This window comes from Spiroplasma endosymbiont of Colias croceus (assembly GCF_964020095.1).
Lineage (GTDB): Bacteria > Bacillota_I > Bacilli_A > Mycoplasmatales > VBWQ01 > Spiroplasma_E.
This window is the reverse complement of the sequence record NZ_OZ026536.1, coordinates 2,181,400-2,204,891: the sequence shown is the minus strand read 5'-3', so window position 1 is coordinate 2,204,891 and position 23,492 is coordinate 2,181,400. Positions and strand designations below refer to the sequence as shown.

Genomic DNA, 23,492 nt, shown 5'->3' with positions numbered 1-23,492 from the left:
AATAATTTTTATAATTTTAAAAAACATAATATTATTCCTGTAATTCTTCTAATTTTCATACATTACCTTTTAAATTACCTTTGCCAGTATAAATAGTAATCAATTTAGCATGTTGAACTGATAAAATTACTATATTAGCACTATCATTAAAGGTTTGTATTTGTACACCAGCAATTTTGTTATCCGTTATAATAAATTCTTGAATAGTATAAACTGGATTATATATACTTCAAGAATAATAAACTCTATAATGTTTATTCTCTTGAAAATTATAAGTAATTTGTCAATTATCTCATTTATTTTTTTCTCTTATTCCTACTTCTTGTCATTGAGGAATATATGGTGTTGGAGGAATATTATATTCAATCTTTCAATAATTTTCTTCAAGTTCATGTGTTTCTAAACTATTTGAAATAATTTTTATTGGTTTTTCCATATTAATTTTATTTGGTGAAGTAATATCTAATGTATTACTAATTATTTTATAATTATTTATTTTAGTTTTTTTTAATTTCTCTAATGTGAAAATATAACAATTATCATTATTACAATTTTCAAAAAATATTGTATTAAAAATAAGAGGTTTTATATCTAATTTTAGAGTAATATATAGTTCATTAATTTTTTTTATATTATCAAGTATAAATATTCCATCTTGTATGGCTTCATTAGTAGAAAATTCTAATTTCTTTTTTATAGGATTTGTTTTATCATCATTATCATTATATATATAAAATACTCTATAATTTGTAAACGGTTCTAATATAAAATAGACTCAAGTATAATTATTTAATCTATGACCAACTTCTTCTCAAATATTACTATTATTAATAATTTTTTTATCTATTTTTTTTAATTCTTCTGTTACTAAATCAAAATCATGTACAATATATTTAAAACCTGTTTCTATTTTTTCTTTTAATTCATTAATACCACCAGTAACTGTTTTATTAGTAGTTTCTAAATTAGGAATTTCTTGACTAATAGTATTTATTTGAAATGCAATAGGAAATTGTGCTTTTGTATCTTCTAATTTTTTATCTACTTCTTCTTTTTTATAATAATCACTTAAGTCAATTTCACTACCAGAACTACTAATAACATTATCTTCATCAATAATAATATTAGTACCTGCTGTTAATTTTTCTTGTTTTTTATCTAATAAATTATCAACATATTCTTTTGTAGTAGCATCAGTTTCAAAAGTAGGTGTACCAACATCAATAATTCTTTTATCATTAGCACTAATACCTTTATCATCTTTTGAATTAATAAAATTAGGATTATCTTTGTTAACTTCTCATAATGATTCACCATCACTACTAGTAGCACTAATAACATTATTTTCAATTTTAATATTTTCACCAGCAATTAATTTATCTTGTTTTTTATCTAATAAATTATTAGTTTCTATTTTTGTGTAATAATCACGTTCAGTACTTTCTTCTGTTATAAATTCAGTTGGTGTTCCAGTTCCTTGATATTGATATATTTTAGAAATAAATCCTGAATAATATGTCCGGGGTGTAGCACTAGCACGAATTTTATAATTACTGCAAGTTAAATATAATCTAATATTATTAGTTTCATCTGAATAAAAAGTATCTAATAGAGTATATGATTTTATTGAATATTCTTCATTTAATTTAAATATAGATTTTCTAGTATATTTATATTTATAAATATCACTCTCATAAATATAACCTCATATTACTAATATTTCTTTATTTAAATTATCAGTTGAAAGTTCATTAGATATCTCTTTTCATAATGGACTAGTTTCAATATTAAATCAGTTATTTTTAATATCATCAATATTTTGTTTATTAATCTCAATTTTATTTTCTATTGATTTGATATTATTATCAACTTTAGTTTCTAATAATTTAATATTATTTTCATTTGTAGTAATTCGTTTTTGTTGTTTAGCAGAAAAATCAGCAGTTGGTGCATGTGTATAATCACCAATTTGTGGATTATTTTGTAATGCTTCGGGTGGTAATGTACCAATTTCATCAGGTCAATCTAAAATCATTGTTTCAGTTTCTTTATCATAATCTGTTGCAACATAACCTTTATTAATAAATTTACTAACAGGACCTCTATATATTTCATTTTCATTATCATCAACTAAATCATCATATAATTTCATTTGTTTTAATAATGTAAATTCTTTTTGTTCTTTTATTAATTCATCAACTTGATTTCTAGTATAAAATGCTTTTAAGTCAATTTTTTCAACATCTATTTCATCATCATTATAACTTGAAAATACTTGTTTTAATTCTGTTAATCTTGCTCATATTTTCATTCTACTAGGTGCTAAATCTCAAACATTAATTGTAGGAGTACTATTTGCACTAAATTGACTACCATTATTAAATTGAATAGTTGCATCAACATTAAATTCAATTGGTGTACGATTAAATACTCAATGTTCAATCATAACATAAACCATATCTCTTAATGTTTCTTTAATTAATTCATCTTTAAAACTATCAAAAGGAAATTTAGATAAAATAAAATCAAGATAAGCATTAATATCATTTTGCGCACGAATAGCAAAAGTTTTAAATCAATCATTAACATTAGGTCATGTTTGTATGTATTGCTGTGGAGTTTCTGTAATTTTTCCAGTTAATGGATATTAGTTATTATAATTTTCTAGACTGACACCAGTTCAAAGTTTATTAATCATAATTTATCATTCCTTAAAAAATGCTTGTTTATAATGATGAGTATGTTTTTTTGTTTTTTTATGTGTTATATGCTCAATTTCTTTTTGTATTTTATTTTTACCTTTTTTTAATTTTTTCTTACTTTTTGCTATAACTTGACTATATGCAAATTTTTCTAAATGATGTAATAATCCTGTACCAAATAAAGTATTTACTGAAAATTTTAAACCAACATTTTTAAATGATTTGTTAATATTTTCAATAGGATTATTAATAACATTTACTACTTTATGATAAGTTCTAATAGTTCTAAATATTTCTCTATATACTTTAAAACTATCTCTAATTACTTGTTGCACCACTGGTGGAGCAAATGCTATTGCTTTTAATCATTTATTACGATTAATACCATAACCAATGTATCAACCACTATATCAACGATATCAATGAAATGGATGTATTTGAGTAACAAAAGTTTTTGCTTTAAGAATACTATCAACAACTGTAATTGGTTTATATTTAGGATTGCGATGATAAATAGTAATTGCACATTTATCTAATGACAAAGGTTGAATTTTACAACCCATAAATACTGGTGAATTTAATGGAATTAATTGTGCATGTTTAATTGCTCTTTTTTCTGCACTAGTAAATAAATCAGTTGCTTTTTCTTTTAATTTATTAATTTTTTCAAATGCTTGTTTTTCTAACTTTTCAAATTTTTCTTGTAATTTATATATACTTTCTCTTATTTTTTCAAAATATGGTGTATCTTTTCAAAATTTATTTAAACCTTTTTTTAAATAAAATCTAATATCAAAATATTTAAAACTTTGATTTGCTTTTAAAACAAGTTGATGAATAACATTATTTTAAAAATTAAATTTAATAGAATTAGCACGAATTTTTTGTAAATCTAAAATTAAAGTTTTTCCATATCTATTTTCTGAATGTATTGTATGAACTAAATTTAATCAATCATGTTGGTTCATAGATAGTACTTTTTTTAAATCAGTATTAAATTTTTTTAAAAAGTTATTTGCTTTTTCAATATCTTTGATTTTAAATTTAGGAGTTAATTGTGGACTTAATTTTATTAATGTATTTTGTAATAATAAATAATCTTTTAATTCTTGTGCTTCTAATTTTTGAAAATTATTCTTATATTGTCTTTCAGCAACATAACCTAAATCTCGTAATACTGTTTCACGATTAGGAGTAAAACTATAATTCATTAAATAACGTTTATTACCAATAATTTTATCTGTTAAAATTTCTTTTCCACTTACTTGACTAATAATTTCTTGTAAGTTTTTTACTTCTTTAATTCCAACTTGTTCTAATGTTTTAGTTTTTTCTGCTAGTTTAATAAATTTAGTAGTACGATAACCACGACTAATTTTATTAAGTCCAGCAAATGCAGGTAGTATATTAAAGAAAGTATTTAACTTTGTTACATTTCCTTTTAAATAATCATAAACTTGATTAATAGTAAAATCAGTTAAAAATTCTACACCAACAGCACTAATACTAGCAACTAAATCACTTGCACCTAATCCAAGTGCTATACTTTCACTTAACCCACCAGTAAAAGGAGCAAGTGCTACTGCTATAACTTGTACACCAATCATTTCTAAAATTTCTCATCAAAAACTTTTATTTTCTTGTTGTTTACTTATTCTAGTATGTTTTGGTTTATTTATATTTAATAGTATTGCTGTACTAGTTGTACCGATTGGCATGGTATTAATTTCCTTTATTTAAGAGTTATTTTAATTGGATTTGTTGTTCCTTTATAATTTAAGTCATTAACATTTGCAGTAATAGTTATATATAAGTCACCTGCTTTTTGTTTTTGATTACTTACATTAGTTTTTCCTTGTGCATCACTAAAATATTTAATAGCTGGATTTGTTAAATTTGGATTTAATGATTTAAGTTCATTAGTACTTTTTATTTGTGTATTTAATTCACTATTATTGTTATTAACATTTGCAGTAATATCAGTTGTTAAAATTGTAATTTTAGTTTTCAAATCAATTTTATCATTATTAATAATTGCACATAACATTCAGCGTGAAGTTGTTTCTTCATCTGTTATATATGGTATTGATTCACCAGTTACTTCTCCACCAACTAAATATCTTCTTCCAACTTTACCATCAGCAATATCTTGAACATATACAACTGTATTTTGTAACATATATCTTTTCATTGCTCTTGGTGTAGCTAAAACAAAAGACATAATTTTAGTTTCATTATTATCAGTAAAAGTCATATAATCATCCATTACAATTTGACACAGCACACCTTTAATATATAAGTCATTTCCATTTAATCTTAATTGTTGTGCAATCTGATTATCAGTAATTAAACCTTTATTATTAGCTAAATAAACAATATTATCATAAAGATTATTAGTAATAAAAAAACGACAATTATTACTATTTCTTAATTGAAATAAAGTATTTCAAGCATCTAACATTGATTTTAAATATCCTACTGGTGACTTATCAGTAATATCTACTTTAGTTGCATATTTTGCAATTACATTTGTATCATTATTTGCTAAATAATCTGCTAAATCATTAGCAACTTCATATTGCATTGTATTTAATAAATTTTGTCCATTTTCAGCATTTAAATCAACATTAGCAATTATTTCACCTGCAACTGCTTCTTCTTTAATTTCTTTTAAAATTTTAATAGTTTCAGCATAACTAACATCTAATCCTTTGCTTTTATCATTTCATTTTAGTATTTTCATTTCTGGATTTTTTGGTTTTTTAACTATAAATTCAATTTTTGTAGAATTAACCATTTCAATAGGAAAAAAACTTGCTCATGGTGAATTTGATTGTTTATAAAATTCTATAAATTCTGGTGCTTCTACTAATTTTTCGGTATTATCTAAATTTTTATTGAATGGTACTGCCATTTTTTATTTTCCTTTCTGTTATAAATTATTTTTCTTTTTATAATCTAATAAAGTGCTTTTTATTGAATTTGATTGATTTGTTATTATTGTTTGTGGTTTGCCACCTGTATTAATTGTTTCTTTAAATACTGGTTGTTCTTTAATGATTTTTTTAATAGTTTCTTCAATTTTTGAATTTTCTATATTACTTGTTTTAAATTTTAAAAAATCATAAAATTCAGTTTTAACTTGATATTTTTTAAATATATTAATTATTTCTTTTTCTTTAATTTCTTGATTAAGTTTATTTAACTTATTTTCTGCTTCATTAACTTTATTTTCTATTTCTTGTTGAACATTATTTTCAGTTAAAGGTTCAGTTGTTTGTTGAACATTATTTTCATTTTCTAACATTTAACATTCTCCTAATCTTATCCCAATAATCAATCTTTAACTAATTGTGGCATTTCACTTATTAGTTTTTTATAATCTTTAACTGCATTTTCTAATGTATCAATATCAGAAAATTTAAAACAATTATCAATATGTAAATCAAAATCTCTATCAATACTGATATCTTGTTTTCTATATTTTTCATTAAATTCAATTTTTGTCATATTATTTTTCTCCTTTATTAATCTTTTCATTTAATTTTGCTAATTTTTTTTGATGTTTGATAATTTTGTTATTTGCTCTAACATGTTTTGGAGTTGTGATAAATCTTTTTAATAAAACAATAATTTCTCTGCAAATTAATGTTCCAACACTTGTTCCAATAATTATTAATTCATGTAAAAAATCTTTCATTTCAAATTTTCCTTTCAACTATTTATTGTTTATTTTTGATTATTCATCAAATTCTCCTTTTTTTATTTTTTCTTGTAATTGTGATATAAATATAAGATTACAATTATTATTACTAATATCTATTTCATTTTTATCACTAATATCATTTTTAAGTTCTTTATTAAATTCATTTTCAAGATAATTAATTAATTTTTCTTTATTCATAAATTATTCACCTCCTTTATAAATTCATGTGATTATAATCTCAATTTAATGAAGCATTATCATGATTTAATGGTACTTCGTTCATATTATCACTACCATAATATTGACTTGCAGTTTCACTATTAATAGTAAATCTATTGTCATTAATTAATCTTGTAGTTTCATCATTAAATGATGTTTCTTGAATTTCTTGAATATGATTTGTAGTTTCCATAGGTAATAAATTATGGATAATTTCACTTGCACCAGCAATTATGGTAGGTACTGCATAAGCATTATTAAAATCATTATTTATCCCCATTGCAACACCACTTGAAATTAAACAACCACCAGTAGCCATATTACAAATTTTTCTTATTTTTTCAAATTTATTAGGTATTAACTCAGTTAAGCCACTAATAAATTTGAAATACCATAAGCATTTAAAGAAAAATATGTATCTCAATCCATTAATGACTGATTATCTTTTTTATCTAATAATAATCATGGAGGACCCTCAGTTGTAGTTGTAGTAGTTATTGGAGTTGGTGGTGTTGGAATAATAGGAATAATATTATTTTCTGTTCATTTACTATAATTTGATAAACCAATTGTTCCTAAACCTAATAATATTTTTTTACTACTATTAATTAATTTAGTTTTAGTATTTGGTATTTGATTTAAATTTCATATATCTAAACCTAATTTTTTACCAAATAATAAACTATTAATTGAACCTAATACTGGATTACCTATTACTTGACCATAATAAGCACTTGTACCAATCATTGCACAAATTGGACTTATTCCAGTTCTAATTAATTTGGTTAAAGTATAATTTGATTGATTTTCTATATTTGGCATTTTATTCTCCTTTAATTTTCTAATTTTTTAACTGTTACTTTAATTCAACCTTGATAAACATCATTATCACCAACTATTAATGCAACATTACTTTCTGGGTCAGAAACAATTATGTGTTTGGATTTAACATTTGGGTATTGTCTTAAAATAATTGCTCTAATATCATTACTTGTATGAATTGCTTTTGGAAATGGTGATAATATTTCAATTTCATCTTTATTTTCAAACAAAGTAGGTAATATTATCATTAGTCAAATTCACCTCTTTCAAGTCTTATAATTCAGTTTTCTAATTCATAAAGTTTGGATGAATATTCTCTTAATGAATTATTCAATAAATCTATTCTTTCTTTCATAGAAATAATTAATTTTTCTTTATTCATAATTTAATCTCTCTTTCCTAACTCTTTTATTTTGTTTTTGTTTACATAAGTTATTACATTTATGAGCAAAAACTCTACCATAACCACATTTATTATTCTTTTTAATTTTTATTATCATTATTTTTAAATGTTTCTTCTTTTTCATCAAAATACAATTTAGTGTTTGCTTCTATTCACTTCTCAAAAGAATTTAACTTTAATTTATTCATTAGTCAAATTTACCATTTTTTTTCATATAATGATTTATACAATACAATGATTCTAGACTTCCATTTTCGTATTTTTCTAATATATATTGTTCATTATTACAATCTAATTTACACTTCATTAATCAAATTCTCCTTATTTTTAGTTAAATTATTAATCATTATTTCTAAGCATTTCATACATCAATTTTTACTTAACCATATTCTTTTCTTACATTGTTTACATTTATTCATTTTTATTCATTTCATTTTTTAAATCATTTAACATTTATTGAACAAAATGCACGATTTTTAGGAATGTTTAAAGTGTTAAAGATTTGACCAGTTACAATAATTTCATCTTTTTTGTTTAATAAAATACAGCGTCTATAAAGTTTTGGGTTATTAAAAATTAAAGTAACATAATTTAATCCATTTCATTGACCACGAACACTATAATATAATTCCTTATTACCTTTTTCGTAATATTTTGCTTCAATAGTGTTACTAAGTTTTACTGTTAATTTGACATAATTTGCTTTATCTTTCATTTTTATAATTCCTTAAATAATATTGAATATGCTTATATGCATCTTGTTCATGTTTTGTAAATTTTATATTTCCTTTATAATTTTCTATTTTAGTTTTATTTTTTGGTTCACTTTCTAAATAATCTCAGTTCATAACATCTTCTACTAATACCATTAAAGCGCCAATAATTTTAGGAGTTGCTAATGGATTAGTTAATAATTGTTTTGAACTTAAAAAGAAATTTTCAACAATCACTAATATTTTTTTATTAATAAATTGTTTTTTAATTAATTTAAAATATTCTTTATATATATTTTTACTTTTTAAAACTGTTTTAGTTTTGAATGTTTCATTAAAAACAATATTATTAGTTTCATTTGAATATATAATAATTCCATTATTGCCAATACCAGCGGGGTCAATACCAATAATTAAGTCATATTGCATTATTAATCAAACTCACCATTATTGATTTTTTTAATTAATGAATAATATATGGAATCATTACTTGCACTTCTATATCCATCATTTTCAATTTTATTTTCTAAATATTTAATTAATTTTGCTTTATCAATAAAGTTCTCAAATCTTTTTCATAAACCGTTATATAATTTATCACTATTTTGTTTAAGTAGTTCTATTTCCAATTTTAATGAATTAATTTCTTGGTTTTTATTCATATTTATATCTCCTACTTAATCTAACATTTAAAATACAGTCATAACAAATTGCTTTATTATTTTTGTCTCTTAAAAAGTTTTGTCTTGTTTTTATATCATTAGTATTAAAGAATAAATAATCTAATTTATGTTGTTTACATGTTCAACAAAAATACTTTTTCATAATAGTTCTTTCTAATATATTCTGTTGCTTGTAGCATAAAGAATATATATTTTTATTTTTATATTATTAATACTATTAGTTTTATTCATTCCAGGAATTCTGGGCTCAAAAATAAATTGTGAAATTTTAAAAAACATTGAGGCATTCGATTCAATATTTATTTAATTTGTGTTAAACAAATTAATATTTTAATTGAACCGGCACCGCTCAATTTTTTTTACAAGTTTGAAATTTATTTTCTCGCCCAAAAAAATTTTCAAAAAAAATAAAAAATAAAACCAACACTTGCTCACTGGGGAGTGGCAAGGTTGGTTAAATAAAGAATAGAATTAATATAGTAGGTTCCCTAAGCAGGTCTATATATACTAGTTTCCAATCCGCTCCCACCCCAAGGATTACCATTAAATGGTTAGTATATTTTATTAGGTATCACTCCACTTTTTATTTATCCATGCAAGTCCACATGTTCTAGCTACTATTTTTAACAACTGTGTTGTAGTTCACTTTTTTAATTCCCTAACACGTGTTGATAATAGCGTTAAAGAGGGTTATTAATTATTAACTTTCTCCTACTTGGTCACTGCGTGTAGTAGATATTTAAAGGTTGCTAATAATAAAAATTTTAAAATTTTACAATTACAAAAAAAGACAAGATTATTTCTTGTCTTTTTCCTTGATAATAATTTTAATTTAACTTACAAAATGTATCTTTTATTTTTTTTAAAATACGTCGAATATTAAATTTAAGGGTTAAAGAGAGTAATTTTGTCTAATTTTCATTATTTTTCAAATAATTCATTTTTGGAAATAAGTTACTAATATGATAATTAATTATTTCGTAACTTTGACAACCGCCCATTATATTCTCTCATTAACTTTATCTCAATATAATGTTTGAACATCAGTATTCAACTCACCATATAAAAATTCTTTACACATAAAAGCAAATTTCTTATTACTTGATTGATTTTCAAAATTATAATAAATTTTATATTTAGTATTTGATTTAAAAGTATATTTAATATGATTTATATTTATTTTTGTTCCTACTTCTTTTCATTGTGGAATACTTGGAGTTGGTGTATTTTTTAATTCAATATCTCAAATATTTTCTTCTATTTCATTTGTAGTTAAACTACCAGACCTTATTTGTAATTTTGATTTAATATCAACTTTAATAGTATCTTGTAATTCTTCTAATGAAAATATATTCCCATATTGTTTATTTCCTCCAATAATAATTAATTGACTTTTTCTATTAACAGTTCCTAATTTAATAATTAATGAAGCATCTTCATTATCAATTTTACCTTTAACAAGCATATAATCTCCACCTATATGAGTAGAACTAGATTTAAATTCTATTTTTAGTTTTACACTTGTTTGATTAAAAGGTGGTTTATCTCATGTTATAAATGCTCTATAATATTTATTAAAACTAAGAGCAAAATCTTCTCATGTACGATTATCAAGACTTTTACCTATTATTTTTCAATTTTCTTTATCTTGTTTTTTATCAATATTAATTTTAGTTTCATTAATAGCACCAACAATAGTTTTATTACTAGTTTCTAAAGTAGGAATTTCTTGACCAATAGCATTCATAGAAAAAGCAATTGGAAATTGTGATTTTGTATCTTCTAATTTTTTATCTACTTCTTCTTTTTTATAATAATCTGATAAATCTGCACTTCCACCAGTAGCACTAATAGTATTAGTTTTTTCATCAATCTTAATATTTTCACCAGCAGTTAATTTATTTTGTTTTTTATCTAATAAAGTATCAACATATACTTTATTTGTAGAATCAGTTTCAAAAGTAGGTGTACCAACATCAATAATTCTTTTATCATTAGCAGAAATACCTTTATCATCTTTTGAATTAATAAAATTAGGATTATCTTTATTAACTTCTCATAATGAATTACCACCAATAGCACTAATAACTTTCTTTTCTTGAGTTTCTTTACCATCAACTAATTTCATAGTATCATTACTAAAATATTTAGTAAATAATTCAAGTGTTGTTAAATTATCTATTGATTTAATACCCCTAGTATCAATATAAAGTACTGAACCCATAATATTTTTTGGATGACTAATAGTAATTTCAGTTCTAGGGTCTGATGATTTTAAATTAAGAGTTTGTAAATAAATTTCTCATGGATTTTGTTCACCACCATTACCCATAAATTTTTTAAATCAATTTTGTTTAGGTGAAACATTAAGATTAAAACCTTGCATAGTTGGATATTCATTTATTTCTTTTAAATAATTAAATACTTGTGGAACAATATAATAAGGTTCTTCTGGATTATTTTGTGAATAAGTAATACCACCTTGACCAATACTTGCTTGACCACGTGCATATTCAACACCTTTACCTAATAAAAAATTAACATAATGAGTAGTTGCTGTTTGTATATTATCAGTAAATTTTGTTGGATTTATTTCTGGTCATTTTTTTGAAATAGTAAAACCACTTAAAAAATCAATATTACTACTTGCAATTTCTATTGCATATCTAATTTCACTATCTGGTGTTGTAACTTCATCAAATAATGATTTATTAAATCCTTTTCAATTTTTAAATTCTTCAATTGTAATAAACATTAATGGGTCTTTAATAGCCATAATAATTTACTCCTTAATGTAAAATAAAGGGTATTTAAACCCTTTAAATTTTAAATTTAGTTACTTTTTTCTTATCTTTTTCAGATAATTCTTTCTTTTTAGATTTTTGTGCTATTACAAAATTATCTATTTGTTCTTGTTCTACATTAAAACTATCAAGTAATTTAGCAGTTGATGTAGTTTCTAATTGTAATTGAGAATTTATTTGTTTAATATTTGCTTTAATAAATTCTAATTCTTTATTATTTTTTAATTCTTTTGCTAAATTAGATTGTTTTGATTTTTTAATAAATTTTGATAAAAATAATAAAACAATAGTAACAATTACTCCACTAGCAACTGCTCCACTTAATACTGCTGATATTACTGTTGTAGATAAATTCATTTTTTATTCCTCCAATTGTATTTTATTTGAATGTTGTTTACATAAAAGACATTCTTTTTTATGTTTTTTAATTTCTTTATATTGATATATTGGACATATTCCGTAATTAAATTTAATTAATTGTCAATAAAATTGTTTTAAAACTATTTAGTGTTATTGAATATAGAAATAAATATTTTTTGAAAAAATAGTTTAAAAAATGAGTTTACATTTTAAACAAAAAATTGTTAATAATATTTTTATATTAACTCGATAAAAATTTAAATTTTAAAAAAATATTTTTAATATTTTTTTTATTTTAATGGTTTTATTTTATTAAAAATTTCACAAAGTAAGTTAAATCTTAAGTACATAAGTCTAAATTTAGATTTTCTACATTTATTTACTAAAATTTTGAATCTTTTCAATCAAGCAAAGACATGTTCAACTTTAATTCTAATTTTAGATACAATCTTATTGTATTTTCTTTCTTGTTTAGTTAATTTTTTATTTTTAGTTCTTTTAATTGGTATTATTGTATTTTTATAAATATTTTGTATACCTTGATATCCTAAATCACCAATAATTATTGTTTTTTCTGAAAATTCAAGATTTGAATTTTTTAATATTTGAAAATCATGCACTTTACCATTATCAGCAAAAATATCAACAATTTTTTTATTAAAAAAATCATATACAATTTGAAATTTTATAGAATACATTCAACTTTTACCAGAAAAATATTCTAACTGTAGTTTTTTTTAGTTGGTCTTTCAATTTCAATCTCAGTTGAATCAATTAAATAAAATTGAAATTCATTTGAATTTTCTTGTTTTTTATCAATTTTTAATTTATATCTTTCTTTTAAAAATTGGTAATCTTTGTGGTTACTAAGTTTATTTTCTACTCAAGTAATATTTCGAAAACAACTTGATGGGCTCATTTTAGATTTAATACTCATTTGAAAAAAAGTATAATATTCTTTTCAGTATAATAAAGTCATCATTAATCTTTCTTCTACTGAAAGTTTATTTTTTCGACCTTTATTTTTTTCTAATTTTTCTATTTCAATTAATTTTTCTAACATTTCATTAAAATGAAAACGTTTTATACCAAAATATCTATAAAATTCTTCATTTTTTAATTTTTTTAAATTTTTAAAAATCATTTTTATCAACACTTTTCTAAATTTATTGTTAATAACAAAATTATAAAATAAATTTTAAAATTATTAATTGACTTTTAAAAAATTTAATTACGGAATATGTCTATTAAATAAGGACTTGTAATTATTATTGGAATAGCTATTAATAAATATTTAATTAATTTTCCATAATTACCTAATTTAGTTATAAGATTTAATCCAATATGACCAAACATAGGAAATAAAGTTAATATTAAATGGTCAGGTCAAGTAAAATTATATTGATTAGTTTGATTATCAATAATTAAATTAGTTATTGGATGAGTATAATTACCTATTCCCATTGATATTGGTATTTTAGGTATTAATCAAGGTGTTATTGTAAAAAATAATGTTATAAACATACCAAGACTATGACTAGTTATTTTTAAAATATTTGATATTAAAATTTTAATTTTATCTATATGAGTACTATTTTTATTAAATCAAATCTTATTTAATCTTTTATATTCTTTATTATCTTTACTTAATGGATTAATAGTATTTCATATACCAATTGGTTTAATTGGTTTATCTAATTCAATAATAATTACCACCTACTTTCATGTTTTATAAAAATTAGAATTTTGTTTAATTTTTATATATTTTCTTGTATGTAAAGAATTTTTTAATAATTGTTTTCTTTCATATCTTCATTGTGTACTTCCAATTTCATTTTTAGATAAAGTTTTATATTCTTTTAATTTAAAAAAACCTTTTTCTAATCTATTAATAAAATGCATAGTTTTTTGAACATTAATATTATTTGGATAAATTACACTAGTATCTTGTGAACCATAATATTTACCTTTTTTAGCTAATTCACTTTTAACATATTTTCTTAATTGACTTGGTAATCATTTTCTATTTCAAAATTTTCAAAATATTGTTCCAGCACCAGAACCATTTTTACCTTTTGCTTGTGTCATTAATATTCATATTTCTTGTGGAAATGTTGGATAAGTATATGGACCATATCATATTTGTCTTTTATCATTATCACTTTGAAATAATGTTGTTAAAGTTCCAATTTTTAAATTTTTATTATCAACAATAAATCTACCTTTTTTAAATCATGAACTTGATAATACTTCTCATGCATTATTTGGTATTTCTTCTTCATTTTCTTTAAATAAATTATCAAATTTATTTACATAATTTTTAACAGTTCTAATTTCTGTTGGTATAATAGAATTTTTAAAACTATTTATTGGATTTTTAAATTTATTAATTTCATTTTGTAATATAGATAATTCACTTGGTTTTAATATACTTGTTAATTTTTTAAGTATATTTGGATTAAAAACACTATATGGTTGATGTATTTCTTTTTCACTAATATTTTCACTATCAAATACTGCTTTTAATGATTGATTTTTATAATAAGTTTTTAAAGCATTTATTAATGCTAATTTAATATCATTACTTACTAAAGCATTATATATTCATTCAATAATTAAAGGATTCATTATAAACTCATGTGATTATAATCTCAATTTAATGAAGCATTATCCTGATTTAATTGTACTTCGCTCATATTATCACTACCATATTGACTAGTTGTCTCACTATTAATTGAAAATCTATTATCATTAATTAATCTTGCAGTTTCATTATTAAATGGTGTTTCTTGCATTTCTTCAATATGATTTGTAGTTTCCATAGGTAGTAAATTATGAATAATTTCAGAAGCACCAGCAAAATTATGGTAGGTACTGCATAAGCATTATTAAAATCGTTATTAATACCCATTGCTACACCACTACTAATCAAAAGACATATTCCGTAATTAAATTTTTTAAAAGTCAATTAATAATTTTAAAATTTATTTTATAATTTTGTTATTAACAATAAATTTAGAAAAGTGTTGATAAAAATGATTTTTGAAAATTTAAAAAAATTAAAAAATGAAGAATTTTATAGATATTTTGGTATAAAACGTTTTCATTTTAATGAAATGTTAGAAAAATTAATTGAAATAGAAAAATTAGAAAAAAATAAAGGTCGAAAAAATAAACTTTCAGTAGAAGAAAGATTAATGATGACTTTATTATACTGAAAAGAATATTATACTTTTTTTCAAATGAGTATTAAATCTAAAATGAGCCCATCAAGTTGTTTTCGAAATATTACTTGAGTAGAAAATAAACTTAGTAACCACAAAGATTACCAATTTTTAAAAGAAAGATATAAATTAAAAATTGATAAAAAACAAGAAAATTCAAATGAATTTCAATTTTATTTAATTGATTCAACTGAGATTGAAATTGAAAGACCAACTAAAAAAAACTACAGTTAGAATATTTTTCTGGTAAAAGTTGAATGTATTCTATAAAATTTCAAATTGTATATGATTTTTTTAATAAAAAAATTGTTGATATTTTTGCTGATAATGGTAAAGTGCATGATTTTCAAATATTAAAAAATTCAAATCTTGAATTTTCAGAAAAAACAATAATTATTGGTGATTTAGGATATCAAGGTATACAAAATATTTATAAAAATACAATAATACCAATTAAAAGAACTAAAAATAAAAAATTAACTAAACAAGAAAGAAAATACAATAAGATTGTATCTAAAATTAGAATTGGTAATGTTTAGTAATCTGTGTAACTTACAAAAATAACTATGTTTAATTATATTTACTAGAATTAATTAAACATAGTTATTTTTGTAAGTTACACAGATTACTAAACATTACTTTACTTTGTGAAATTTTTAATAAAATAAAACCATTAAAATAAAAAAAATATTAAAAATATTTTTTTAAAATTTAAATTTTTATCGAGTTAATATAAAAATATTATTAACAATTTTTTGTTTAAAATGTAAACTCATTTTTTAAACTATTTTTTCAAAAAATATTTATTTCTATATTCAATAACACTAAATAGTTTTAAAACAATTTTATTGACAATTAATTAAATTTAATTACGGAATATGTCCAAACATCCACCAGTTGCCATATTACAAATTTTTCTTATTGCTTCAAATTTATTAGGTATTAACTCAGTTAATCCACTAATAAGATTTGATATACCATAAGCATTTAAACTAATATATGTATCTCAATCCATTAAATGATTATCAGTGCTATTATTACTAAATAATAAATCATCTGGAAAAGGATTAACTGGTGTTGTACTTGGAAATGGATTAGGAGTTGGATTAGGATTAATATTTATATTAGTAAATTTAGCATAATTAACTAAACCAATTGTTCCTAATCCTAATGCTATTTTTTTAGAACTATTAATTAATTTAGTTTTTGTACTTGGCATTTGATTTAAACTTCATATATCTAAACCTAATTTTTTACCAAATAATAAACTATTAATTGAACCTAATACTGGATTTCCTATAAGTTGACCATAATAAGCGCTTGTACCAATCATTGCTGATAATGGACTAATTGAAGAACGAATTATTTTTAATAAAGTATAATTATTTGATTGTACAATGGTGTCATTTGGCATTTTCATTAACTCCTTTTACATTAGTTTGTTTTTCTATTTTAATTATTACTTTACCTTCACAATGTATATTATCTCCTACACATATAGCATAACTATCATGTACATCACTAACAATAAAATAATCATTTCTTAATTTAGGATATTCATCTAATAAAATTGCTCTAATATCATTACTAGTAGTTAAATCTTCTGGTTTTGGTGAATAAATAGTAATATGTGCTTTTTCATTAAAATATTTATAAATATATTCCATAATTATTTTTTAGAAAATTTTAATTCTATTTCTTCAATATAATCTTTATCATTACCAGTCATAGTAGCACTTATTGATGTAATATTACTAAATGTTGCTTTACCTTTTTCATAACCATTATTACCAGCATTTATTATTGCAGTTTCTAATTCATCATTAGTTGGTGTATCACCAGCCATTTTAATTTTTCCTAAATTTTTAAAATAAATTAAATCATTTAAACTAATTCTAAAATCATCAAAATCAGCAATTTTAAATGTTACTGGTGCTTTTTCTCTTTTTTCTGGAGTTAATTTAATTCAATTAGTTCAACAACGTTTTTGTGCTTCTTTAATTTCATCAACAGTTGGCATTTTTTCCATAATAATAAATGATAATCAACCACGAATTGCTGTTGTTATACCATAAAGTGCTTTACCTAATGTTTTTTGATTTAATGTATTATTATCAATTAAATTTACTATTTTTTGAAAACTATTAGGTTGTGCAAATGCATTTTTATGTACAAAAACTCCTAATACTTTTTTTAAATCAAATGTTTTTTCTAAATGTAAACCAGTTTTAGTATCTTTAACCATATCTTTATTTAAAAACATATGTTTATATAAATACATACCAAATACTGATTGTTTATATAATTGACCACTTGCTACAGTATCAGCAGCAATTTGACCATAATTTAATCTTAAATATGCTTTTGTTAATTGTAACATTGGAGTAAATCCTAATGCACCAATAAAATCACTTACATTTGTACCAATTTCAGTTTCAGTTATATTTCCTAATAATTCATTCATTTTATCACCAATTTGATAAAATGCTGATTTTGCTGTATCTTCTGTCATTTCTAACATATTAATAGGAATTACTTGTGATTTAGCAATACAATAATCTTTAATACCTTGTAAAAAAATACATTCTTGAATAAATAAATAATTTCTTAATGCACTTTCTGCTCATATTGATAACATATTTGCTTTTAATGGAATTGGACTTGACATAAATCTATTCATATCAAAATCTTCAGTTCTTCAATCAATAACTAATATTTGGTCTAAAATAACACTAGTTGTTCTTAATGTTGTTCATTGTTTATTTGTTCCAACTTCAACATCATATTTTGAACCTCAACGTAAACGTTCAGCAATACGATAATATGCTTCTACTGCTCCAGGTATTTCACTTATTTGTTCTGCAACTGCACTTGCTTTTAAAAACATCATACTTTCATCATTATAAAGTATACCTTTTACTTGTGCTTCCATAGCAGTTAACATTGCTTTATTTCCATTATTACCACCAGTAATTAAACCAGTTGGAACTTGTGGAATAGCCATAATATCTCTCCTTTTGAGAAATATTTAATTATTTACTAAATAAAAATTCTAAAAATTTAATCATTTCTTGTTTAGTTTTTGCACCAACAACTTCTGTATTTTTTAATAATTCTTCATTTTTAGATGTAATATTATTATCTAATTCAAAAAGTGTTTTTGGATTAAAAAACTCTTGTTTAGATTCTTCATTTTTAATAATTTCTTGTTTTTTAATTTCTTTATTATGTAAATTATTATTAAATATTTCTGCATAATCTTCTTTTATTTTATTTAAAGCAGAATGTTTATCAAGTTCTTTATATTCAGTATTAATTAATGATTTAACTATTTTTAATTGTTTATCATTAAAACCATTAAATAATTCTTTTTCTTGATATTCATTAACTTTATTTTCATATTCTTTTAATTTTGTTTCATATTCATTTATTTTTGGTTCTAATTCAGTTTTAGTATTTTTATAAACAAAATTTCGGTGTTGTTCTAATAAATTTTCTAATTCTTCATTAGTATAATTTTTATTTTTATCTCAGTTAAAGTTTTCCATATTTAACTCCTAAACTCACAGAATGGCTACTGTTTCCTTAATAGTAATTATATCATTTTTTCCCTTTAAAATAAAGAAAAAAAACCTATATTTATTATAGGTTTCTAATCATTATTTTCTATTTTTCTAGGTTCAGAAATATTAATAATTATATTACTTTTTTCGTTATTTTCTTCTACTTCTTGTGGAAATGCTAATCTTCAATAATCAAATTTTAATTGTGGAGTTGCTAATGCTCCTTTTAATAGTTCAACTTCTATTTTTTGACATGCTTTATCGTATTCAATGATAAAGTTTTTTGCTCATTTTGGGCTTCTGTGTCGCCAATGAAATATGTTTTTTCTATCAATTCCTAGCGCTAAATTTAAACCTTGCTTAGTATATGGCTGGTTTTCTTTAGAAAAATATTTACGTATTTTTAATTTATAATTTCCTAATTCTTTTCTTTTTGCTGGCATATTATCACCTATTCAATATTTATATACTAATTATATCATTTTCAAAATTATTAAATTACAACAATTTAATTTTAATAAGCATATAATCAAGTCATAAATTAAGAAGGGAATTAATATTATAGACATATTCCGTAATTAAATTTTTTAAAAGTCAATTAATAATTTTAAAATTTATTTTATAATTTTGTTATTAACAATAAATTTAGAAAAGTGTTGATAAAAATGATTTTTGAAAATTTAAAAAAATTAAAAAATGAAGAATTTTATAGATATTTTGGTATAAAACGTTTTCATTTTAATGAAATGTTAGAAAAATTAATTGAAATAGAAAAATTAGAAAAAAATAAAGGTCGAAAAAATAAACTTTCAGTAGAAGAAAGATTAATGATGACTTTATTATACTGAAAAGAATATTATACTTTTTTTCAAATGAGTATTAAATCTAAAATGAGCCCATCAAGTTGTTTTCGAAATATTACTTGAGTAGAAAATAAACTTAGTAACCACAAAGATTACCAATTTTTAAAAGAAAGATATAAATTAAAAATTGATAAAAAACAAGAAAATTCGGTAATGTTTAGTAATCTGTGTAACTTACAAAAAAACTATGTTTAATTAATTCTAGTAAATATAATTAAATGACTAGAAAGAGTGAGTTACAGATGGCTAAAAAGCAAAATATTAATAATAATGATCCAATATCAAAAGCAGTAGATTTATTATTAGAAAATACTGAAGATTTAACAACAGTTTTTAAAGAGGGAGGATTGTATAAAGAATTAACAAAAAGATTAGTAGAAAAAATGTTGAATTCTGAGATGCAAAATTATTTGGGATATGAAAAGAATCAACATAGTAATAGTGACAATGCTCGTAATGGTATAAGTTCAAAAAAAATAATAACTCAACAAGGTAAAATTGAGATTGATGTACCACGAGATCGCAATAGTAATTTTAATCCTATAATAGTTGCAAAAAGACAAAGAAGATTTGATGGTTTTGATCAACAAGTTCTTTCTTTATATGCAAAAGGTATGACATTATCAGATATTAGAATGCAATTACAAGAGTTATATCATGGTGCTGATATTAGTGAAAGTGTTATTAGTCAAATTACTGATGATGTTATTGATGATGTAAAAGCATGGCAAAATCGACCATTAGAAAGTGTCTATCCGATTGTTTATTTTGATTGCATAGTAGTGAAAGTACGACAAGATAAAAGGATTATTAATAAATCAGTTTATATAGCTTTAGGAGTTGATTTAGAAGGTAAAAAAGATGTTTTAGGTTTATGAATTAGTGAAAATGAAGGTGCTAAATTTTGATTAGCAAATTTAACAGAAATGAAAAATCGTGGCTTAAATGATATTCTTATTGCCTGCAGTGATAATTTAACAGGCATGTCAGAAGCAATACAATCAGTTTATCTTAAAACAGAACATCAATTATGCATAGTTCATCAAATTAGAAATAGTTTGAAATATGTCTCATATAAGCATAGAAAATCTCTAGTTGCAGATTTAAAACCAATTTATACTGCATGTAGTGAAGAACAAGCAATGCAGGCTTTAAAATCCTTTGAAAATAAGTGAAATAAACAATATCCTCAAATTGCTAAATCTTGATATAAAAATTGAGATAATTTAATGGTTTTTATTAGTTATCCTACAGAAATCAAAAGAGTGATTTATACAACAAATGCTATTGAATCTGTAAATAGTCAATTACGAAAAGTTATCAGAAATAAAAAAGTTTTTCCTAATGATATGGCAGTTTTTAAAATATTTTATTTAGCAATTGAAAATATAACAAAAAAATGAACAATGCCCATTCAAAATTGAAATACAGCAATTGCTCATTTTATGATAAAATTTAAAGATAGAATTAATCTAAACTAGTACTTTGTAAAACAAAGATACACAGATTACATAAAAGCCTCGAAAATTCAAATGAATTTCAATTTTATTTAATTGATTCAACTGAGATTGAAATTGAAAGACCAACTAAAAAAAACTACAGTTAGAATATTTTTCTGGTAAAAGTTGAATGTATTCTATAAAATTTCAAATTGTATATGATTTTTTTAATAAAAAAATTGTTGATATTTTTGCTGATAATGGTAAAGTGCATGATTTTCAAATATTAAAAAATTCAAATCTTGAATTTTCAGAAAAAACAATAATTATTGGTGATTTAGGATATGAAGGTATACAAAATATTTATAAAAATACAATAATACCAATTAAAAGAACTAAAAATAAAAAATTAACTAAACAAGAAAGAAAATACAATAAGATTGTATCTAAAATTAGAATTAAAGTTGAACATGTCTTTGCTTGATTGAAAAGATTCAAAATTTTAGTAAATAAATGTAGAAAATCTAAATTTAGACTTATGTACTTAAGATTTAACTTACTTTGTGAAATTTTTAATAAAATAAAACCATTAAAATAAAAAAAATATTAAAAATATTATTAACAATTTTTTGTTTAAAATGTAAACTCATTTTTTAAACTATTTTTTCAAAAAATATTTATTTCTATATTCAATAACACTAAATAGTTTTAAAACAATTTTATTGACAATTAATTAAATTTAATTACGGAATATGTCCTATGAATTTTCTTAGTAATGAACTTAATTATGATGAACTTGATATTACAATTAAAAATAATGGTATTAATTATGTAACAAATATATGACAAGGATATGATGATTTTTGATATCAAAATATATATGATACAACTAAACATAAATATGTTAAAACAGCTCCAAGAAGTCCAAATACTCAATATGGTAAAGTAAATGATTTTTATCGTAGATGTTATTTAATATTAGAAACTAATGAATATTATTATCCTTTAGATGAATATATAAAAATTAAAAAAAGAAAAAAAACACTTACAAGTTTAGAAAATACAATAATAAAAAATTCAGGTAATGGTAAAAGACAATCTGATGTACAAGATACAGTAAAAAATAGTAATTTTTCTAAAACATATATGACTAATGTAATGAAAAATGCAATAATAAATGTTGAAGAAATAAAAGAGAAAAAAGTAGTATTACCAACTGAAAAATTATTTATAAATATGGATGATTGTTTTATAAGTTCATTATTTAATAATAAAAAGCAAAAAAATCGTATTCGTACAATTAGTGCAAATAAAGGTAAAGATTTAGAAAAATCTACTAAAAGTAGAAATGTTTTAAAAGATAAAAAAATTACTTATATGAAAACTAAAAATGGTCAAAGAATTAAAAGACAAGAATTAATTGATAAAATTTATGAATTTATTGATTTACAATATATTTATTGTAAAAGTAGTTTAGTATTTATTGGAGATGGTGCACCTTGAATTAAAACTACTGCTAAAAAAGAAAAAATTCCTTATGTAATTGATAGACATCATGCATTTAAAGCACTTAAAAAAGGATTTATTATTAATAGAAAAGTAGATAATAAAAAATTAACAAATGCATATGATTTATTTGTTAATGGTGAATATTATCAATTATTAGATTTTTTAAAAGAAAATAAAGTTGATGAGCAAATATATAAATATTTTAAAAATAATAAAGATGGTGTTATTAATCAAAAAGAAAATTGAAATCAAGGAGTTTGTGTTGAAAGTGATGTATCACATTTAGTTAAATCTTTAAAAGGATATGGTGCTAAGATTTTTAATGATAAAGTACTTGATAATATGCTTATAATTAATTCATCAAGAATTAATAAATTAAATCTTATACTTTAATATTTTAAAACTTAATAAATCTAAACCTAAATAGTTAGGAATTTTTTTCATTTATAATTATAAAATAATTATTTAAAACACTTGATTAT

At 21.7% G+C, this 23,492-nt stretch carries 33 protein-coding genes; 6 read left to right on the top strand and 27 right to left on the bottom strand.

Annotated features, from left to right (window positions below; all coding sequences use genetic code 4):
* Positions 1 to 31 precede the first annotated feature (31 nt).
* The 22 genes from AACL24_RS13870 to AACL24_RS13765 all read right to left on the bottom strand — a co-directional run bounded on the left by AACL24_RS13870 (position 32) and on the right by AACL24_RS13765 (position 15,234).
* Positions 32 to 2,458: a hypothetical protein gene (locus AACL24_RS13870; protein ID WP_339047460.1), complete on the bottom strand. Its 2,427-nt coding sequence runs from the start codon at positions 2,456 to 2,458 to the stop codon at positions 32 to 34.
* 243 nt (positions 2,459 to 2,701) lie between these two features.
* Complete coding sequence (locus tag AACL24_RS13865; protein ID WP_339047458.1) at positions 2,702 to 3,244, bottom strand: hypothetical protein; 543 nt, start codon at positions 3,242 to 3,244, stop codon at positions 2,702 to 2,704.
* A gap of 306 nt (positions 3,245 to 3,550) precedes the next feature.
* On the bottom strand, positions 3,551 to 4,420 hold the full coding sequence (locus AACL24_RS13860) for a hypothetical protein (RefSeq protein ID WP_339047456.1): 870 nt from the start codon (positions 4,418 to 4,420) through the stop codon (positions 3,551 to 3,553).
* A gap of 14 nt (positions 4,421 to 4,434) precedes the next feature.
* Positions 4,435 to 5,616 carry a hypothetical protein gene (locus AACL24_RS13855; RefSeq protein WP_339047454.1) on the bottom strand — a complete coding sequence of 394 codons (1,182 nt, stop codon included), beginning with the start codon at positions 5,614 to 5,616 and terminating at the stop codon, positions 4,435 to 4,437.
* A gap of 18 nt (positions 5,617 to 5,634) precedes the next feature.
* Positions 5,635 to 6,009, bottom strand: coding sequence for a hypothetical protein (locus AACL24_RS13850; protein WP_339047452.1), 375 nt, complete (start codon positions 6,007 to 6,009; stop codon positions 5,635 to 5,637).
* 17 nt (positions 6,010 to 6,026) lie between these two features.
* Positions 6,027 to 6,242, bottom strand: a complete 216-nt coding sequence (locus AACL24_RS13845; protein ID WP_339047450.1) for a hypothetical protein — start codon at positions 6,240 to 6,242, stop codon at positions 6,027 to 6,029.
* Entirely contained in the window at positions 6,214 to 6,402 is a 189-nt protein-coding gene (locus tag AACL24_RS13840) for a hypothetical protein (RefSeq protein WP_339047448.1), read from the bottom strand. Before AACL24_RS13840 ends, AACL24_RS13845 begins: the two co-directional genes overlap by 29 nt.
* 39 nt (positions 6,403 to 6,441) lie before the next feature.
* Complete coding sequence (locus AACL24_RS13835; RefSeq protein WP_339047446.1) at positions 6,442 to 6,606, bottom strand: hypothetical protein; 165 nt, start codon at positions 6,604 to 6,606, stop codon at positions 6,442 to 6,444.
* Positions 6,607 to 6,622: 16 nt separating this feature from the next.
* Positions 6,623 to 6,946, bottom strand: a complete 324-nt coding sequence (locus AACL24_RS13830) for a hypothetical protein (RefSeq protein ID WP_339047444.1) — start codon at positions 6,944 to 6,946, stop codon at positions 6,623 to 6,625.
* Positions 6,947 to 6,993: 47 nt separating this feature from the next.
* Positions 6,994 to 7,449: a hypothetical protein gene (locus AACL24_RS13825; RefSeq protein ID WP_339047442.1), complete on the bottom strand. Its 456-nt coding sequence runs from the start codon at positions 7,447 to 7,449 to the stop codon at positions 6,994 to 6,996.
* A gap of 11 nt (positions 7,450 to 7,460) precedes the next feature.
* Complete coding sequence (locus tag AACL24_RS13820; RefSeq protein ID WP_281748585.1) at positions 7,461 to 7,697, bottom strand: hypothetical protein; 237 nt, start codon at positions 7,695 to 7,697, stop codon at positions 7,461 to 7,463.
* On the bottom strand, positions 7,697 to 7,831 hold the full coding sequence (locus tag AACL24_RS13815) for a hypothetical protein (protein ID WP_339047440.1): 135 nt from the start codon (positions 7,829 to 7,831) through the stop codon (positions 7,697 to 7,699). The genes AACL24_RS13820 and AACL24_RS13815 overlap by 1 nt, the downstream gene beginning before the upstream one ends.
* Positions 7,832 to 8,273: 442 nt before the next feature.
* Entirely contained in the window at positions 8,274 to 8,567 is a 294-nt protein-coding gene (locus AACL24_RS13810; RefSeq protein WP_339047438.1) for a hypothetical protein, read from the bottom strand.
* Positions 8,557 to 8,994 carry a hypothetical protein gene (locus tag AACL24_RS13805; RefSeq protein WP_339047436.1) on the bottom strand — a complete coding sequence of 146 codons (438 nt, stop codon included), beginning with the start codon at positions 8,992 to 8,994 and terminating at the stop codon, positions 8,557 to 8,559. Before AACL24_RS13805 ends, AACL24_RS13810 begins: the two co-directional genes overlap by 11 nt.
* A gap of 2 nt (positions 8,995 to 8,996) precedes the next feature.
* Positions 8,997 to 9,227: a hypothetical protein gene (locus AACL24_RS13800; RefSeq protein ID WP_339047434.1), complete on the bottom strand. Its 231-nt coding sequence runs from the start codon at positions 9,225 to 9,227 to the stop codon at positions 8,997 to 8,999.
* 1,021 nt (positions 9,228 to 10,248) lie between these two features.
* Positions 10,249 to 12,024, bottom strand: coding sequence for a hypothetical protein (locus AACL24_RS13795; protein ID WP_339047432.1), 1,776 nt, complete (start codon positions 12,022 to 12,024; stop codon positions 10,249 to 10,251).
* Between the two features lie 43 nt (positions 12,025 to 12,067).
* Entirely contained in the window at positions 12,068 to 12,409 is a 342-nt protein-coding gene (locus tag AACL24_RS13790; RefSeq protein WP_174480417.1) for a hypothetical protein, read from the bottom strand.
* A 293-nt stretch (positions 12,410 to 12,702) separates the two neighbouring features.
* Positions 12,703 to 13,110, bottom strand: coding sequence for a transposase family protein (locus tag AACL24_RS13785; RefSeq protein ID WP_339045908.1), 408 nt, complete (start codon positions 13,108 to 13,110; stop codon positions 12,703 to 12,705).
* A gap of 23 nt (positions 13,111 to 13,133) precedes the next feature.
* The gene (locus tag AACL24_RS13780; protein WP_339047430.1) at positions 13,134 to 13,556 is read right to left on the bottom strand and encodes a transposase family protein; all 423 of its coding nucleotides are present in this window, start codon (positions 13,554 to 13,556) and stop codon (positions 13,134 to 13,136) included.
* An 83-nt stretch (positions 13,557 to 13,639) separates the two neighbouring features.
* Positions 13,640 to 14,128 carry a hypothetical protein gene (locus tag AACL24_RS13775; RefSeq protein ID WP_339047428.1) on the bottom strand — a complete coding sequence of 163 codons (489 nt, stop codon included), beginning with the start codon at positions 14,126 to 14,128 and terminating at the stop codon, positions 13,640 to 13,642.
* Entirely contained in the window at positions 14,129 to 15,040 is a 912-nt protein-coding gene (locus tag AACL24_RS13770) for a hypothetical protein (RefSeq protein WP_339046847.1), read from the bottom strand.
* Complete coding sequence (locus tag AACL24_RS13765) at positions 15,040 to 15,234, bottom strand: hypothetical protein (protein ID WP_339047426.1); 195 nt, start codon at positions 15,232 to 15,234, stop codon at positions 15,040 to 15,042. Before AACL24_RS13765 ends, AACL24_RS13770 begins: the two co-directional genes overlap by 1 nt.
* A gap of 213 nt (positions 15,235 to 15,447) precedes the next feature.
* On the opposite strand from AACL24_RS13765, the gene AACL24_RS13760 reads away from it, so the two are divergent.
* Both AACL24_RS13760 and AACL24_RS13755 read left to right on the top strand, forming a co-directional pair.
* On the top strand, positions 15,448 to 15,870 hold the full coding sequence (locus AACL24_RS13760; protein ID WP_339045912.1) for a transposase family protein: 423 nt from the start codon (positions 15,448 to 15,450) through the stop codon (positions 15,868 to 15,870).
* A 23-nt stretch (positions 15,871 to 15,893) separates the two neighbouring features.
* The gene (locus tag AACL24_RS13755) at positions 15,894 to 16,175 is read left to right on the top strand and encodes a transposase family protein (RefSeq protein ID WP_339047424.1); all 282 of its coding nucleotides are present in this window, start codon (positions 15,894 to 15,896) and stop codon (positions 16,173 to 16,175) included.
* Between the two features lie 326 nt (positions 16,176 to 16,501).
* Here the strand turns inward: AACL24_RS13755 and AACL24_RS13750 are convergent, their stop codons facing one another.
* The 5 genes from AACL24_RS13750 to AACL24_RS13730 form a co-directional block, all read right to left on the bottom strand.
* Positions 16,502 to 17,050 (bottom strand): hypothetical protein, encoded by a 549-nt coding sequence (locus tag AACL24_RS13750; RefSeq protein ID WP_339047422.1) that lies wholly within the window; start codon positions 17,048 to 17,050, stop codon positions 16,502 to 16,504.
* Complete coding sequence (locus tag AACL24_RS13745; RefSeq protein WP_339046845.1) at positions 17,019 to 17,303, bottom strand: hypothetical protein; 285 nt, start codon at positions 17,301 to 17,303, stop codon at positions 17,019 to 17,021. Before AACL24_RS13745 ends, AACL24_RS13750 begins: the two co-directional genes overlap by 32 nt.
* A gap of 2 nt (positions 17,304 to 17,305) precedes the next feature.
* Positions 17,306 to 18,640 carry a hypothetical protein gene (locus AACL24_RS13740; protein ID WP_339047420.1) on the bottom strand — a complete coding sequence of 445 codons (1,335 nt, stop codon included), beginning with the start codon at positions 18,638 to 18,640 and terminating at the stop codon, positions 17,306 to 17,308.
* Between the two features lie 28 nt (positions 18,641 to 18,668).
* Positions 18,669 to 19,184, bottom strand: a complete 516-nt coding sequence (locus AACL24_RS13735) for a hypothetical protein (protein ID WP_339046843.1) — start codon at positions 19,182 to 19,184, stop codon at positions 18,669 to 18,671.
* A gap of 104 nt (positions 19,185 to 19,288) precedes the next feature.
* Entirely contained in the window at positions 19,289 to 19,642 is a 354-nt protein-coding gene (locus AACL24_RS13730) for a hypothetical protein (RefSeq protein ID WP_339047418.1), read from the bottom strand.
* Between the two features lie 222 nt (positions 19,643 to 19,864).
* Between AACL24_RS13730 and AACL24_RS13725 the strand changes: the two genes are divergently transcribed.
* The 4 genes from AACL24_RS13725 (at position 19,865) to AACL24_RS13710 (ending at position 23,403) form a co-directional block, all read left to right on the top strand.
* Positions 19,865 to 20,257, top strand: coding sequence for a transposase family protein (locus AACL24_RS13725; RefSeq protein ID WP_339047416.1), 393 nt, complete (start codon positions 19,865 to 19,867; stop codon positions 20,255 to 20,257).
* 47 nt (positions 20,258 to 20,304) lie between these two features.
* On the top strand, positions 20,305 to 21,543 hold the full coding sequence (locus AACL24_RS13720) for an IS256 family transposase (protein ID WP_339049413.1): 1,239 nt from the start codon (positions 20,305 to 20,307) through the stop codon (positions 21,541 to 21,543).
* A 148-nt stretch (positions 21,544 to 21,691) separates the two neighbouring features.
* A complete protein-coding gene (locus AACL24_RS13715; protein WP_339047414.1) occupies positions 21,692 to 22,099 on the top strand; it encodes a transposase family protein in 408 nt (135 codons plus the stop codon).
* Between the two features lie 161 nt (positions 22,100 to 22,260).
* Complete coding sequence (locus AACL24_RS13710) at positions 22,261 to 23,403, top strand: Mbov_0401 family ICE element transposase-like protein (RefSeq protein ID WP_339047412.1); 1,143 nt, start codon at positions 22,261 to 22,263, stop codon at positions 23,401 to 23,403.
* Positions 23,404 to 23,492 lie beyond the last annotated feature (89 nt).